At 63.0% G+C, this 15,275-nt stretch carries 16 protein-coding genes; 12 read left to right on the forward strand and 4 right to left on the reverse strand.

Annotation, left to right across the window (positions count from 1 at the left end):
• Positions 1–286: 286 nt before the first annotated feature.
• Positions 287–586 (reverse strand): hypothetical protein, encoded by a 300-nt coding sequence (locus AACY52_RS10915; RefSeq protein ID WP_339419748.1) that lies wholly within the window; start codon positions 584–586, stop codon positions 287–289.
• 217 nt (positions 587–803) lie between these two features.
• Here AACY52_RS10915 and AACY52_RS10920 point away from each other — a divergent pair, with 217 nt between their 5' ends.
• Genes AACY52_RS10920 through AACY52_RS10930 form a run of 3 tightly spaced genes read left to right on the forward strand, consistent with a single transcriptional unit; the run spans position 804 to position 2,951 of the window.
• Positions 804–1,445: a TonB family protein gene (locus AACY52_RS10920; RefSeq protein WP_339419750.1), complete on the forward strand. Its 642-nt coding sequence runs from the start codon at positions 804–806 to the stop codon at positions 1,443–1,445.
• The gene (locus AACY52_RS10925; RefSeq protein ID WP_065876202.1) at positions 1,442–1,987 is read left to right on the forward strand and encodes an RNA polymerase sigma factor; all 546 of its coding nucleotides are present in this window, start codon (positions 1,442–1,444) and stop codon (positions 1,985–1,987) included. Before AACY52_RS10920 ends, AACY52_RS10925 begins: the two co-directional genes overlap by 4 nt.
• Positions 1,988–2,024: 37 nt before the next feature.
• A complete protein-coding gene (locus AACY52_RS10930) occupies positions 2,025–2,951 on the forward strand; it encodes a FecR domain-containing protein (RefSeq protein WP_339419753.1) in 927 nt (308 codons plus the stop codon).
• On the opposite strand, the gene AACY52_RS10935 is transcribed toward AACY52_RS10930, so the two are convergent.
• Positions 2,948–3,568, reverse strand: a complete 621-nt coding sequence (locus AACY52_RS10935; RefSeq protein ID WP_339436515.1) for a type II secretion system protein GspJ — start codon at positions 3,566–3,568, stop codon at positions 2,948–2,950. The two genes, AACY52_RS10930 and AACY52_RS10935, sit on opposite strands and share 4 nt — an antisense overlap.
• A complete protein-coding gene (gene gspH / locus AACY52_RS10940) occupies positions 3,565–4,017 on the reverse strand; it encodes a type II secretion system minor pseudopilin GspH (protein ID WP_339560482.1) in 453 nt (150 codons plus the stop codon). The genes AACY52_RS10935 and gspH overlap by 4 nt, the downstream gene beginning before the upstream one ends.
• 93 nt (positions 4,018–4,110) lie before the next feature.
• Here gspH and AACY52_RS10945 point away from each other — a divergent pair, with 93 nt between their 5' ends.
• Complete coding sequence (locus AACY52_RS10945; protein WP_339428113.1) at positions 4,111–4,542, forward strand: type II secretion system protein N; 432 nt, start codon at positions 4,111–4,113, stop codon at positions 4,540–4,542.
• On the opposite strand, the gene gspI is transcribed toward AACY52_RS10945, so the two are convergent.
• Positions 4,529–4,894: a type II secretion system minor pseudopilin GspI gene (gene gspI, locus AACY52_RS10950; RefSeq protein ID WP_339428112.1), complete on the reverse strand. Its 366-nt coding sequence runs from the start codon at positions 4,892–4,894 to the stop codon at positions 4,529–4,531. The genes AACY52_RS10945 and gspI overlap by 14 nt on opposite strands.
• 148 nt (positions 4,895–5,042) lie before the next feature.
• Here gspI and gspG point away from each other — a divergent pair, with 148 nt between their 5' ends.
• The 8 genes from gspG (at position 5,043) to AACY52_RS10990 (ending at position 15,150) form a co-directional block, all read left to right on the forward strand.
• A complete protein-coding gene (gene gspG / locus AACY52_RS10955) occupies positions 5,043–5,492 on the forward strand; it encodes a type II secretion system major pseudopilin GspG (RefSeq protein ID WP_339560483.1) in 450 nt (149 codons plus the stop codon).
• An 8-nt stretch (positions 5,493–5,500) separates the two neighbouring features.
• Complete coding sequence (gene gspK / locus AACY52_RS10960) at positions 5,501–6,370, forward strand: type II secretion system minor pseudopilin GspK (RefSeq protein WP_339436516.1); 870 nt, start codon at positions 5,501–5,503, stop codon at positions 6,368–6,370.
• Positions 6,367–7,425, forward strand: coding sequence for a type II secretion system protein GspL (gspL, locus tag AACY52_RS10965; protein WP_339497745.1), 1,059 nt, complete (start codon positions 6,367–6,369; stop codon positions 7,423–7,425). Before gspK ends, gspL begins: the two co-directional genes overlap by 4 nt.
• Positions 7,418–7,930 carry a type II secretion system protein GspM gene (gene gspM, locus AACY52_RS10970; RefSeq protein WP_339560484.1) on the forward strand — a complete coding sequence of 171 codons (513 nt, stop codon included), beginning with the start codon at positions 7,418–7,420 and terminating at the stop codon, positions 7,928–7,930. Before gspL ends, gspM begins: the two co-directional genes overlap by 8 nt.
• On the forward strand, positions 7,927–10,233 hold the full coding sequence (gene gspD, locus AACY52_RS10975; RefSeq protein WP_339419766.1) for a type II secretion system secretin GspD: 2,307 nt from the start codon (positions 7,927–7,929) through the stop codon (positions 10,231–10,233). The genes gspM and gspD overlap by 4 nt, the downstream gene beginning before the upstream one ends.
• A gap of 715 nt (positions 10,234–10,948) precedes the next feature.
• The gene (gene gspE, locus AACY52_RS10980; RefSeq protein WP_339497669.1) at positions 10,949–12,367 is read left to right on the forward strand and encodes a type II secretion system ATPase GspE; all 1,419 of its coding nucleotides are present in this window, start codon (positions 10,949–10,951) and stop codon (positions 12,365–12,367) included.
• A complete protein-coding gene (gene gspF, locus AACY52_RS10985) occupies positions 12,367–13,578 on the forward strand; it encodes a type II secretion system inner membrane protein GspF (RefSeq protein WP_339436518.1) in 1,212 nt (403 codons plus the stop codon). Before gspE ends, gspF begins: the two co-directional genes overlap by 1 nt.
• 390 nt (positions 13,579–13,968) lie before the next feature.
• A complete protein-coding gene (locus AACY52_RS10990; RefSeq protein WP_339419770.1) occupies positions 13,969–15,150 on the forward strand; it encodes a substrate-binding domain-containing protein in 1,182 nt (393 codons plus the stop codon).
• Positions 15,151–15,275: the final 125 nt, after the last annotated feature.

The following is a 15,275-nucleotide window of genomic DNA, read 5'->3' on the forward strand; positions in this document are numbered from 1 at the left end:
AATGCGGTGGATCAGTCAAATCATCAGTGACTGACACTCTGCATTCGCGAGCAAGCCCGCACACCGAGCCTAGGTGAGGTGCCGAGTGGTGGGGCAAGAGCCCTTTGGTTACTTTGGGGCTCTTTTCCAAAGTGACTCGCCGTAAGAGCGAAACCAATAGCAGCCATTACCGCAGGAATGGATATGTACTCATTCCAACCCAAGCACCTGGTCGGCCCAAAGGCCGCCTCGTAAACAAGCTCCCTCCCACATTTGTTACCTGTGTACTCAGACAATTTCTAACGGCTCAAGGCCGCTGCGGTTTCACCGACGTACCGAAGGTGTTGCCCATTCGCACACTGGTCGCCGCCGGGGTGGCTAAACCGACCTTATTGGGCAGGCGCTTTTCGATGGAAATATTCTGCGCCTCGCGGTTTTTTTGCGTCGCCTTTGTTGCATTCGTGTCATTACCCATCTGGTGGCTAAGGCAGCCATAGTCAGGCGCCTTATAGCCATCCACCGTGACCTCTGCGCAATTATCGGCATGGGCAACCAAGGGCAGGACGGCGCACAGCAACAGGCTGGCGAGGGTTGGTAGCACGTTCATCAGGGCCTCCTGGCGGGCCCGAAGGAGTGGGCCGGTAAGGCTGCAAAGTGTAGTGCAGCTGGCTTCTCGTCACCGTGATGTTTTTTTTGCTATCACCGTAACATCAGATTCATAAACTGGCCTCAGGATGACGGTTTTCTAGGGCGCGTCGGCCGTGCAGCGATGCAAAGCAGGGGGTGAACAGGGAGCCTGGAGGCGCGCGGCATGCGCCCTGGTCTTGCTGTTGCTGCTGGCCGCTGGTCGTACGGCACTGGCAGAGTCACCCCTGCTGTCGTTGGACCTGCCTGCGCAGGACCTGGAGCACGCACTGCAAGCCTACAGCCGCGCCACCGGGATGGCGGTGCTGGTGGACCGCGAGTTGACGCGGGGCCGGCGCTCCATTGGGGTGCGCGGGCGCTTTACGGCGCAAGAGGCGCTGGCGATGTTGCTGACAGGGAGTGGCCTGATGGCACGTTATGCACGCAGCGATGCGTTTACCTTGCAGACACCGCAGGTCAGCCAGCCGCCCACCCAGGGTGCGGCGGCACGCAGCGCCGCGCGGATCAACAACAGCTACGCGACGGCGTTGCAACAAGCCATCGAAACCAGCCTGTGCCGTTCGCCGCTGACCCGGCCCGGTAGTTTTCGCGCGCTGGTGCAGGTATGGGTCAACCCCGACGGGGTGATTGAACACAGTCGGCTGGTCAGTTCCACCGGCGATGAACAACGCGATGAAGCACTGGTGCGCCGCCTGAGTGCGGCCCGGGTCGAACGCCCGGCACCGAGCTCACTGCGCCAACCGGTGACTTTACTTTTGATGCCCGACACAACAGGAACGCGCATGGAATGCACAGTAGCGAAAGGAGCCTCGGGCGGATGAAAAATACCGGGCACAGTCCGATGGTCAGCTTGTTCCTGGCCTCCTACGAAGACTTCAAGGTGCGTTTGCGCAAGCGCCTGGGTTCGGAGGACCTGGCCAACGACGTGCTGCACGAAACCTACCTGCGGGTCGACCGCATGGACGTGCCGCCGAACCTGCAACAACCCAACGCCTACCTGTACCGCATGGCCTTGAACATCGCCGCCGACCGCCGCCAGGCCGACGCGCGTCTGCTCACCGGCAGCGAGGTGGAGGAACTGTTGCAAAGCGCCGACGAAGCCCAGGACCCGTCGCGGGTGGTGGGCGGCCAGAAAGAAATCCAATCCCTGGTCAAGGCCCTCTACGAACTGCCGGCACGCCGCCGCAAGATCCTCATCGCCGCGCGCTTGGAAGAAGCCCCGCACCTGGAAATTTCCCAGCGTTTCGGTATCTCCACGCGCATGGTCGAGAAGGAAATCAAGGCTGCTCTGGGCCACTGTGCCAAGCGCCTTGAAAGAAAAGTGATTCAGCGGTTCGGTCCCGGGGCCGGAAAACCGTCTTAGTGTCGAGTCCCTGATAAATCCGTGAGTACGTGCGCGCTTGAATATTTTTAGCCTCTCCACCGCCCGGCAACCCGCCGCCAGCCCCCTGCATGATGAAGCCCGCGACTGGCTGCTCCTGCTAACCTCGGGCCGCGCCACCGTGGCCGACGCCAAGGCTCTGCAGGCCTGGTGCGCGCAGAGCGCGGAACATGCCCAGGCGTTCGAACAGGCCAAGGTGTTATGGCGCGACTTGGTCCCCGTCCTTGAACAGGTGTCGCAACCGCGCAGCTTTGGCCGTCGTGCCTTCCTGGGCGGTGCGATGGCTGCCTCGGCGGCCGTGGTGATGGTCCGTGTCGGCGTACCGGGCGGCTTCGCCGGGCTCACGGCGGACTACCGCACCGAAGTCGGCGAGCAGCGCCAGGTGATGTTGAGCGAAGGGATAAGCCTGGAGCTCAATACCCAGACGCGCATCAGCCGAGTGGGGCAGGGCATTGAATTGCTTGAGGGTGAAGTCGAGGTGCTCGCCCACAGTGCGCAGCCGCTCAAGGTCCAGGCCGGCGAAGGCTGGGTCAGTGCGGCGCAGGCCCGCTTCAATGTGCGCAACACCGACCACAACGTGTGCGTGACCTGTATCGAGGGCTCGCTCTTGGTGGACACAGCCGGGCGCAGCGTGCGCCTGGACGGTGGCCGGCAGTTGACCTATGGCAGCGCCGGGGTCAATGAAGTGACCACGGTAGACACCCAGGCAGTGGTTGCTTGGCGCAAACAGGTACTGGTGTTCAACAATGCCACGCTGGCGACGGTGGTGGATGAGATCAACCGCTATCGACCGGGGATGCTGGTGTTGCTGAATAGAGAACTTGGCCAACGCCGGGTGCAGGCGCGGTTCAGCTTGCAGCAGTTGGCGGGGGTCGCGTTGTTGATTCGCGATGCATATGGGGCCAAATGCACGGAGTTGCCGGGTGGAGTGGTGTTGTTGAGTTAGTTCAACGACCTCAACGGCCCCACCACCTGGCGATATTTTTCCACGCCTTGTGGCGTCTGCCGCGCTAAACTGATTTCCAGCCCCTGCGGATCCTCGCGGCGATTACCACTCAACTGCCGCCATCCCTTATCCGTCTCCCACACCCGCACCTGCAAATCACTCACGCCGGTCAACACCAGCACGCCATCCTTGGCTGCCGGCAGCGGATAGCGGTCTCGTGCTGGCGCTGCTGCCCGGTATAGCGAATCCCCCTTGAGCCACCACCGTACCCGTTGCAGCCCGTCCCCTGCCACTGGGGCGCTGCGGATCACGTCCAGGCGAAAGCCCTTGCTGTCGGAACTGCGAACCGTCACCGCAGCCAACCCCTCGGTTTTAGCCGCTCCGTCTTCCGGCGCGCTGGGGGCCGTGAGTTCGACACTGGCCCGCAAGCTGATATCCCGCTGCATCTGATTCAACGCTCTCAGCAGCACCTCCGTTTGCTCGGTGCTCGCCTGCAAATGCTGATCAGCGCGGGTCACGCTGTCGAGGCCGCGCCAGGCGATCACGCTGACCAACGCCATCAGCATGATCGCCACCATCACTTCGATCAGGGTGAAGCCTTGCTGGGCGTTGTTCATGGCTGGTTCACCACGCGCATCAAGCCGGCGGCGTCGCGTTGCAGGTTAAGGCTGTGTTGCCCGTCGGACAGCACCACGCGCAGCGGTGGGTTGATCCATTCGCTATTCAGCACCAGGGTTTGCCGGGGTTCGATGTTGATTTGCATTGGCGTGCTTTCCCATAGCCGTGGGCGCAGTGGGTCGTCGTTTTTAAACGTCTCGATACCTGTCCCATCATCCCTTTGACGATTGAAGCGAAAGCCCTTGGCATCGGCGCGCAAGGTGATGGGGCGGCCGTCGACGTGGGCTTCGGCCTGGGCGACTTGCAGCAGTTGGCTCAGGCGCTCGGCGTCTTTGCGCAGCAGGCGCAGTGGGTCGGGTTTGATCGTGAGGCTGATGGCGGCGCTGGCGATGCCGATGATCACCAGCACCACCATCAGTTCGATCAGGGTGAAGCCTTGCTGTTTCATCGCGCGCTTCCTGGAAAACTGGGGAGTGTGTGAAATAAAAGCGTGCGAATTGACCTGTAGGCTGGTGCGACGGACAAACAGGAGGTCCAGCCCATGATATTTGCCCATCGTTTCACCCTGGCCCATGGCGTGCAGGCGCTAGGTGTGTTGGCCGCACTGGCTGGCCTGGCGGTCTGGACGCCGCTGCTGCTCAACAGCGCCGAATCCCATACGCCCCAAGCCACGCCCCAAGCATTGGCGGCGCGCAGCGATAACCCGGCGCTGCAATGGTTTTCCAATGCGCCGACGGCGCTGCAGGTGAAGGTTACCGGCGTGCTGGCGGGCGCCCGTGGTGCGGTGGCGATCCTCAGTCTGAATGACGGCCCGCCGCGCAGTTTTCTGTTGGGTGAGCGCCTCAGCCCCGGCGTGCGGCTGACGGCCATCGAAGGCGATGGTGTGGAGATAGAGCGCGCTGGCGAGAAGCTGCGCGTCCACCTCGACAAGCTGCCGCAGGGGCCTGCGTTGCCCATGCTCACTCGGCCATGACCTGGGTGTCCAGGCGGGCCAGGGGCGGCGCTTCGCGGCTGGCGTCGAGCACCTGCAGGTTGACCTGAAACAGGCGCCCATCGGCGTTGATGGTCTGCTCGCAACGCAGTTTCAAGCGGCCCTGGTCGCACTCGAAGGTTTTCTTGCCGCTGCGCAGGTGCCCCCCCAGGCGCAACTCCGCCAGGCGACTCTGCGCCGCCAGCAACGCGATCGACTTGTCGCGCAACAGGCCGTTGCTCTGGGTCATCAGCCCGGCCACGCGCACGGCGGCGGCCATGGCCACGGCGATGATCGCCAGCGCCACCAGCACCTCGATCAGGGTAAAACCTTGCTCCTTGCGTCGGCCGTACATGGCGCTCTCAAAGCCGGGAAACAGGCCCGCAGACTAGCGCCGGCAGTTGACCGATTGGCGACCGAAACTCCCGAGGATTTTCAATACGACTGACATGTGTTCTTGCAACACTGCGCCACGAATTGCACTCAAGCCAAGGAATGTCGAGATGGATATCGCGCGCCTAACGTCCCCATTGCCAGGCCCTCGCGGGCAGCGTGGCTTCACGTTGATCGAGATCATGGTGGTGGTGGTCATCCTCGGGATCCTGGCCGCGATGGTGGTGCCCAAGGTCCTTGATCGGCCGGACCAGGCACGGGCCACCGCAGCGAAGCAGGACATCGGCGGGTTGATGCAGGCGTTGAAACTCTATCGCCTGGATCACGGCACTTATCCGAGCATGAACCAGGGGTTGAAAGTACTGTTGGAACGCCCGGCGGATGCGAAGAACAACACCTGGCGCGCCTACCTGGAACGTCTGCCCAACGACCCTTGGGGCCACCCTTATCACTACCTCAACCCGGGCGCCAATGGCGAGGTAGATGTGTTCTCCCTCGGCGCCGACGGCCAGCCGGATGGCGACGGCGTGAATGCCGATATCGGCTCCTGGCAGTTGTAAGGCGCGCCATGAAACGGTATTCGCCCGCACCGGCGAAGCAGCGCGGCATGGCGATTATCAGTGCCTTGCTGATCGCCGCAGTGGTGGCGGTACTGGCCGGTGCCATGCTCACGCGCCAGACCGTGTTCACCCGTCGCCTGGAAGCCGAGCAGTTGCGCATCCAGGGCCAATGGCTGTTGCAGGGTGGCCTTGAGCGCAGCCGGCAGATGCTCTGGGACGCGCGCCAAAAAGACGTGCTCACCCGCCTCGATCAACCCTGGGCCCGTGCCCAAAGTGGCGTGTTTGAGGGACGGATCGTGGACGAGCAGGGCAAGTTCAACCTGCGCAACCTGGTCAATCGCGGGCAGGTGGACACCGAGCAGTTGCAGAGCTTCGAGCGGCTGTGTCGCCTGATCGGCGTCGACCCGGCGGTGAGCCGGCGCATTAGCCAGCGGGTGATCGCCTCTTATGTACCCCCCGCCCAATACCCGATGCTGCGCAGCCTGGATGACTTGAGCGCGATCGAAGGTCTCGACCCTAACGTGTTGCAGCGCATGCAGGCGTACATCAGCGTGTTGCCGGGCCCTACCTGGGTCAACGGCAATACCGCCAGCGCCGAAGTGCTCAGCGCGGTGGTGCCACGGCTCAGCCTGTCCCAGGCCCATGGGCTGGTGGCCGAGCGTGACAGTGGGCACTGGTTTATCAACCGCGGGGATTTCGTCAACCGCCTGCGCTTGCCCCAAATCGAGGTGGATTCGGTGCAGGTGGGTATTACCAGTGAGTGGTTCCGCTTGCAGGGCCAGGCGCGCCGTGAGCAGCGGCGGGTGACGATTGATGCGTTGCTGCATCGCCCTGAAGACCGCGAGCCCCGCGTGATCTGGTCGCGGGTGGGTGTATGAAACGCTTGCGCATTGGCTTGCCGCCGCTGGATCAACTGACCCTTGAGAGCCAGGTAAAATTTGCCTGGCTGGACCGTGGCGTGGTCATTGAAGAGGGTTACGCAAGCCTGGCGCAGCTGGGCAAGGCCCGCCCGGCTGTGGAGTGTTTCCTGCACCCGCGCGACAGCTTGCTCACCAGCCTGGAGCTGCCACCGCTGCCGGCCGCGAAAACGGCGGCCGCCGTAGCCTGCGCCGCGCAGGCATTGATCCTGGGCCCGGTGGAACAGATGCAGGTGGCCCACGGCCCGCGTGAAAGCGATGGGCGCGTGCCGGTGGCTTGGGTGTCCAAGGCCGCGCTGGAGCGGCTGGCGCAGGTGCAACTCAAGCTGCGCGGCGTGTACCCGGCGCCCTATGCCTTGCCGGTGGGCACTGCGGCGTTGGACGAAGGCTATCTGTTGACGCGTGACAGCCTGCAACAAGGCGCAGTGCACCCATTGGGTTTGCAGACGCTGGACGTGCGGCTGGTGGATGCGCAGCAACGTTGGAGTGGGCCAGTGCCCACATGGGGGTTGCACGGTCGCCTGCGTCAACCTTCGACGGCCGGATGGGGCAGGGCGCTGGCGTGTGTGGCGCTGGCGACGGCCATCTGGACCCTTGGGCTCAACCTGTACGCCGCGCGCCAAGTGGATGAAGGTCAGCGACTCAAGGCCTTGATGAGCCAGCAGGTGCGCCAGGCATTTCCCGAATTGCCGGTGGTGCTCAACCCTTTGCAGCAGGCCCGTCAGCAATTGGCGGCGCGCCAGACCGGCGCGGCCTCAGACCCAGGGCAACGCTTCACCAGCCTCCTGCAACTGGCGGGCAGCAGCTTGCCGTTCATGGTCGGCAGCGTCGACAACCTGACCTTTGAACAAGGCCGCTTGCACGTGGAATTACTCGCCGACAGTCGTAACCCGACGGCTGAGGGTGAATGGCAGGCGGCGTTGGCCCAGGCCGGCTTCACGGCCACCCGCGATGACCATGCCTGGACCATTGGCCCGGCGCCGGCAGCGGAAAAGCCAGGAGCCGGCGATGAATAAAGTGCAGCGACTGCGCAGCCAGGCCCAGGTGTTCTGGCGCGGCCTGGCCCTGCGCGAAAAACGCATGCTCGGCGGCGCCGGCCTGGTCCTGGTGAGCCTGCTGACCTGGCTCGTGCTGGTGCAGCCCGCGTTGAAGAAGATCGACTACTGGCAGGCCGAAACGCCTAAGTTACGTGCCCAGGCCGCGGCCTTGCAGGTGTTGTTGCAGGACGTCGCTGCGCCTCGCCAGGGCGATGAAACCGCGTTGCACCAAGCCCTCGATAGCGCCGGCCTGCAAGGCCATTACCAGTTGCAGGCGCTGGCCCTCGGCGGCTGGCGCCTTACCTTCGACAACGCCCCGGCCGATGCGGTGGTGGGCTGGCTGCTGGGCAATGCCCGTTCGTTTTCTCTGGAGGTGTCCGAGGCGCGTTTGCAGCGCGCCCTCGACCCCGTCGATAACTCGGCCGGCACTGTGTCCGGGACCGTTCGCATGGATCAGGCGCTTGGCGCTAAGGAAGCTTCATGAAGTGGTCAGTCCCCCCTTTTCGCATGGTCGCGCCGCTGCTGGTGCTGGCCCTGAGTGCGTGCAGCAGTCAGTCAACCACGCCATTGCTGGTGGACAGTGAACTTGGCCAACCCTTGGCCGACACCCGCCGCAGCGGTGAGACCGTGTTGGATCGCCAACGTGAACCCGCCCCCCAACCGCCCGTCCAGCACCGGGTTACCAACAGCGCCCGCAGCCACGCCCCGGCGGTGGTCAAGGCACGCAACCCACTGGGCGACCAGCCGGTGCAGCTCAACTTTGTCGATGCCGATATCCAGGCAGTAGTGCGCGCGCTGTCCCGCGCCACCGGCCAGCAGTTTCTGGTCGACCCACGTGTAAAGGGCAACCTCACCCTGGTCAGCGAAGGCCAGGTGCCGGCGCATCAGGCTTACGACATGCTATTGGCGGCCCTGCGCATGCAGGGCTTCAGCGTGGTCGATGTGGGCGGCGTCGCCCAGGTGGTGCCCGAGGCCGATGCCAAGTTGCTCGGCGGGCCGATCTACACGGCCGGCAGCAGCGGCATGCAAACCCGCACCTTTCGCCTGCAATATGAAAACGCGGTGAACCTGATCCCGGTGCTGCGCCCCATCGTGTCGCCGAACAACCCGATCAATGCCTACCCAGGCAACAACAGCATCGTCATCACCGACTACGCGGAAAACCTCGCGCGTGTCGCGCAGATCATCAACGGCATCGACACCCCCAGCGCCATCGACACCGACGTGGTGAGGGTGCAGAACGGCATCGCTGTGGACATCGCCGCAATGGTCGCCGAGCTGCTGGAAACCCAGGGCGCCGACCAGACCCAGAAGATCAACGTGATCGGCGACCCGCGTTCCAACTCGATCATCATCCGTTCCGGCAGCCCGGAGCGCACGGAGCTGGCGCGCAACCTGATCTACAAACTCGACAACGCCCAGAGCAACCCGAGCAACATGCACGTGGTGTATTTACGCAACGCCCAGGCGGGCAAGCTGGCGCAGTCGCTGCGCGGGTTGCTCACCGGTGAAAGCGATTCCGGCGTCAGCGACGATGCCCGTGGCAAGCTCAGCGCCATGGGCGGCAATGGCAAAAACAGCCAAGGCACGAGCAATGCGCAAAACAGCAGTGGCACGCCTACGGGCAGCGGTGTGCAGTCGGGTTATGGCCAGTCCACCGGTTCGACCAGCAGCACTGGCACCAGCGGCACCCCCAATGATCAGGACACCGCGTTCAGCGCTGGCGGCGTGACCATTCAGGCAGACGCCACCACCAACACCTTGTTGATTTCCGCGCCGGACCCGCTGTACCGCAACCTGCGCGAAGTGATCGACATGCTCGACCAGCGCCGCGCCCAGGTGGTGATCGAAAGCCTGATCGTGGAAGTCGGCGAGGACGATGCGACTGAGTTTGGCGTGCAGTGGCAGGCCGGCAACCTCGGTGGCAAGGGTGGGTTTGGCGGGGTCAACCTGGGCGGCAGTGGTGTGAACAGTACGCCTACCAGCAAGACCAGCATCGACGTATTGCCCAAGGGGCTGAACGTGGGGTTGGTCAACGGCTCCGTGGATATTCCCGGCATTGGCAAGGTGCTCGACCTCAAGGTGTTGGCCCGTGCATTGAAGAGCAAGGGCGGCACCAACGTGCTGTCCACGCCGAACCTGCTGACCCTGGACAACGAGGCGGCGAGCATTTTTGTGGGGCAGACGATTCCGTTTGTCACCGGCAGTTATGTGACCGGGGGCGGGGGCACCAGCAACAACCCGTTCCAGACCGTGCAGCGTGAAGAGGTGGGGCTCAAGTTGAATGTACGGCCGCAGATTTCCGAGGGCGGCACGGTGAAGCTGGACATTTACCAGGAAGTCAGCACCGTGGATGAGCGGGCTTCCGTGACGGCGGGGACGGTGACCAATAAACGCGCGATCGATACCAGTATTTTGTTGGATGACGGGCAGATCATGGTGCTCGGTGGGTTGCTGCAGGATGGGTATAGCCAGAGTAATGATGCGGTGCCGTGGTTGTCGGATATTCCGGGGTTGGGGGCGTTGTTTCGCAATGAGAAACGCAGTGTGAACAAGACCAACCTGATGGTGTTTTTACGACCTTACATTATTCGGGACAGTGGGGCGGGGCGCAGTATTACGTTGAACCGGTATGAGTTTATGCGCCGGGCGCAGGGGGGGTTACAGCCGGAGCGTAGTTGGGCGATGCCGGATGTGCAGGCGCCGCAGTTGCCTTCGGTGGAGAAGGCGATTCCTGGGGTGCAGCAGCAGGGGCCTAGGGCGGTGATCAGGGCGGTGCCTAAGTGAGTGTACATATCCGTTGCTGCGGTCACGGCCGCTTAGGGTTCCGCTCTTACAGCGGGTCACTTTTGGCAAACGCCCCAAAAGTAACCAAAAGGTCTTCGCCCCACCACTCGGTGCCTCGCCTAGGCTCGGCATGCCCTCACTCCGGCTTTGGAGCGTGGGCCGCCGCGATGGGCCATCCTTGGCCCAGCGCGGCTAACCCGGCGTCCTGCCGGGTTACCCACGCTCCAAAGCCTGCGTTCGGCCAGCGTGGTTTTACGGGGCGCCTAAGATCAAAAGCAAAGCGCGGCGGCCTTAGAGCCGACCGGTTCTTGGAGGCCGATCTCGGTCCACTGTGGGAGCTGGCTTGCCTGCGAAGGCATCAACTGGATATGCCTGATTCACCTAGGCGTCCGCATCGCAGCGGTGCGGCGATCCGACAAGCCAGCTCCCACAGAAAAGTAATTTGCGGTGCACAAAAAATGCTTTTGATCTCCACCACTCAAGCCGGCTGTCAGGCCGCTGTGCTTTCGCTTTTGCTCTTGATTTTGATCTTAGGCGGCCCCCCAAATCCCTGTCGGATTACGGGCACACCGAGCCTAGGCGAGGTGCCGAGTGTTGGGGTAAGAGCCCTTTGCTTACTTTTGGGCTTTTCCAAAGTGAGCCGCCGTAAGGGCGGAACCCTAATCAGCCGTTACCCAAATAATGGATATGTACACGCAAAAAAGGGGCTACCCCAATGAGCCTGCTCCCTTACGCCTGGGCCAAATCCCAGCGCATTCTCCTGCGCCCCGGCGAGCAAGGCATGCTACTGACGGTATGCCCCTCAACCCCCGGCTGGTCCATCAGCGAAGTCCACCGCCAGTTCGGCCAGGCCCACCTCGAACAGGTGCGCGACGACGAACTCGACGGCCTGCTCACCAGTGCCTACGCCGACACCGGCAGCGCCGCCGCCGTGGTGGGTGCCGCCGAAAACGAGGTCGACCTCGACCGCCTGATGCAAGACATGCCCGAAATCACCGACCTGCTCGACACACAGGACGGCGCGCCTGTGATTCGCATGATCAACGCCTTGCTCACCCAGGCCGCGCGCGACGAGGCCAGTGATATTCATATCGAACCTTACGAGACCCATTCCGTGGTGCGCTACCGCGTCGACGGCACCCTGCGTGATGTGGTGTCGCCTCGCAAGGCGTTGCATGGCGCGCTGGTGTCGCGGATCAAGATCATGGCTCAGCTCGATATCGCCGAGAAACGCCTGCCCCAGGATGGCCGCATCGCGCTGCGTGTGGCGGGGCGGCCGATTGATATTCGGGTGTCGACGGTGCCCACCGGCCATGGCGAGCGGGTGGTGATGCGGCTGTTGGACAAACAGGCCGGGCGTTTGCAGTTGGAAACCCTGGGCATGGAGCCACAATTGCTCGCCCGCCTGGACACATTGATCCGTCAGCCCCACGGCATCGTGCTGGTCACCGGGCCTACCGGCAGTGGCAAGACCACCAGCCTGTACGCTGCGCTGGCGCGGCTGGATGCGAGCACCAGCAATATCCTGACCGTGGAGGATCCGGTGGAATATGACTTGCCGGGCATCAGCCAGATCCAGGTTAACGCCAAGATCGACATGACCTTTGGCCTGGCCTTGCGCGCGATTCTGCGTCAGGACCCGGACATCATCATGATCGGCGAAATCCGTGACTTGGAAACCGCACAAATCGCCGTGCAGGCTTCGCTTACCGGCCACTTGGTGCTCGCCACCTTGCACACCAACGACGCGGTGTCGGCGGTCAATCGCTTAATCGACATGGGCGTGGAGCCGTTCTTGTTGGCGTCGTCCTTGTTGGGCGTTTTGGCCCAGCGACTGGTGCGCCGTCTGTGCCCGCATTGCAAGCAGGAAGGCCCGGCTGCGCCCGGCACGTGGCGTCCGGTGGGCTGCGCACAGTGCAACCAGATCGGCTACAGCGGCCGTACCGGTATCCATGAATTGTTTTGCGTCGATGACGATGTACGCAGCCTGATCCACCAGGGCGCCAACGAACAGGACCTGCGCCTGGCTGCGCGCCGTGCCGGGATGTTCAGCATGCGGGAAGACGGCGAACGTTGGGTGCGCAGCGGCGCCACCGCGCCCGAAGAAATCCTGCGCGTGACACGGGACGCCTGATGAATCGCTATCGCTACGAAGCTGCCGATGCCAGCGGCAAAGTCGAGGCCGGGCATGTGGAGGCCGACAGCCAGAGCGCGGCCTTTGCCAATTTGCGAGGCCGCGGTTTGACCGCGTTGCGGGTGCAGATCGAAGGCGGCCAGCCAGCGGCGACAGGCAGCAGCCTGTTCACTGCCAAACTCTCAGACAATGATTTGGCCTGGGCCACGCGGCAACTGGCGAGCCTGCTGGGCGCCAGTCTGCCGTTGGAGGCGGCGTTGAGCGCCACGGTGGAGCAGGCCGAGAAAAAACACATCGCCCAGACCCTCGCCGGTGTGCGCGCCGATGTGCGTGGCGGCATGCGCCTGGCGGAGGCGTTGGCGGCGCGGCCACGGGATTTTCCGTCGATCTACCGCGCGTTGATCGCGGCGGGGGAGGAGTCCGGCGACCTGGCCCAGGTGATGGAGCGCCTCGCCGACTACATCGAGGAGCGCAACAATCTGCGCGGCAAGATCCTCACTGCGTTCATCTACCCTGGCGTGGTGGGGTTGGTGTCCATAGGCATCGTGATTTTTTTGCTGAGCTACGTGGTGCCGCAGGTGGTCAGTGCGTTTTCCCAGGCGCGCCAGGACTTGCCGGGGCTGACCCTGGCGATGCTCAACGCCAGTGACTTTATCCGTGCCTGGGGTTGGCTGTGTTTCGCCGGGATCGTCGGCGGTTTTTGGAGTTGGCGCCTGTATTTACGCAACCCGGTGGCGCGTTTGAATTGGCATAGCCGCGTCTTGCGCCTGCCGCTGATCGGGCGTTTTGTGCTGGGCCTGAACACCGCGCGGTTTGCCTCGACCCTGGCGATTCTCGGCGGTGCCGGCGTGCCGTTGCTACGGGCCTTGGAGGCGGCGCGGCAGACCCTGTCCAATGACCGCCTGAGCCAGTGCGTCAACGACGCCACCGCCAAAGTGCGCGAAGGCGTCAACTTGGCCCCGGCGCTGGCGGTGGAAAAGGTGTTCCCGCCGGTGCTGATCCACCTGATCGCCAGCGGCGAAAAAACCGGCTCGCTGCCGCCGATGCTCGAGCGCGCGGCGCAGACCCTGTCGCGGGATATCGAGCGCCGCGCCATGGGCATGACCGCGTTGCTGGAACCGCTGATGATCGTGGTGATGGGCGCCGTGGTGCTGGTGATCGTCATGGCGGTGCTGTTGCCGATCATCGAGATCAACCAGCTGGTCACCTGACTCACTGACGCAACCCGCTCCCACATTTGAACTGCACCCATTCAGTTGATTTGCCGATACCTATGCCGCCGCCAACAACCTCGGGTTCCTCATTCCGTCACATCTTACCCCCCCTCGACACACGCCACACCGCCTCCAGCAACCCCGTACTGAAACCTCGCTGTCACCTACCCCGAAACCGCTCAAAACCATGACCAAAACACCCGAGAATCTTTTTAAAATCAAGGCGTTCCTCCCGAGGTTTTTTCCCATAACCGTCATCGGAAACTGCGACTTTCTCTCCATGGTTTTCACCCCTGGCCACCCCCGCAACATGGCTTGGGACCGAAGCCATGGCGTCATGCAAGAGCCATCTACCCAACGTACAAACACGACGAAAGGAGCTTCTTCATGTTTAAGCGCAACGTTCTCGCGGTATCCATGACCCTCGCTGCACTGTGCTCTGCACAGGCTGCATTCGCTGACATCAACGGCGGCGGCGCGACTCTGCCACAGCCGCTGTATCAAACCGCTGGCGTACTCACCACTGGCTTCGCTCCGTACATCGGCGTGGGCAGCGGCAACGGCAAGTCGGCTTTCCTGAACAATGACTACACCAAGTTCGTGGCTGGCGTGACTAACAAGAACGTGCACTGGGCGGGTAGCGATTCGAAGCTGAGCGCGACTGAACTGTCGACCTATGCTTCCACCAAGCAACCTACCTGGGGCAAGCTGATCCAGGTGCCTTCGGTGGCCACTTCGGTTGCCATTCCGTTCAACAAGGCCGGCACCAACGCCGTCAACCTGAGCGTTAACCAACTGTGTGGCGTGTTCTCCGGTCGTTTGACCACCTGGAACGAGATCACCAACTCTGGCCGCACTGGCCCGATTGCCCTGGTGTATCGCAGCGAGTCCAGCGGCACCACTGAGCTGTTCACGCGCTTCCTGAATGCCAAATGCACCGAAGCCTTGCCTTTCGCAGTGACTACCACTTTCTCCTCCAGCTACGGCGGTGGTCTGCCATCGACGGCTGTGGCCGCCACTGGCAGCCAGGGCGTGATGGATGCACTGAACGCCGTAGAAGGCCGTATCACCTACATGAGCCCGGATTACGCGGCGACCACCCTGGCCGGTCTGGATGACGCTACCAAAGTGGCCAAGGTTGGCGGTGTTTCCCCTGCGCCTGCCAACGTGTCGACTGCGATTGGCCTGATTCCAGCGCCAACCGAAGCCCGCGCGGATGGCTCGTTCATCGACGCTACCAACCCGGACAACTGGGTGCCGGTGTTTGCTGCCACTGCAAGCGGCCCAGCCACCTTCGCTTACCCATCCAGCGGCTACCCGATCCTGGGCTTCACTAACCTGATCTTCAGCCAGTGCTACGCCGACGCCACCCAGACCACCCAAGTGCGCGGCTTCTTCGCCCGTCACTACGGTGCTTTCGGTAACAACGACACCGCGATCAGCAACAACCGCTTCGTACCGCTGCCAGCCAACTGGAAAAAAGCCGTGCGTGACACCTTCGCCACCGCTTCCAACGCTCAAGGCATCGGCAACACCAGCGTCTGCAACGCCATCGGTCGTCCGCTGTAACCCACGCTTCAACGACCCGCAACACCGATCAGCAACGGCCTGTGCCGTTGCTGATTTTTTTTCGTTAACAGCCCTGCGTGAACTTTCCATGACAGAAGTTCAGTCCCGCGCCTCGCCAACCGCCT

The organism is Pseudomonas sp. EA_65y_Pfl1_P113, from assembly GCF_963970525.1.
Classification (GTDB): Bacteria; Pseudomonadota; Gammaproteobacteria; order Pseudomonadales; family Pseudomonadaceae; genus Aquipseudomonas; species Aquipseudomonas tritici.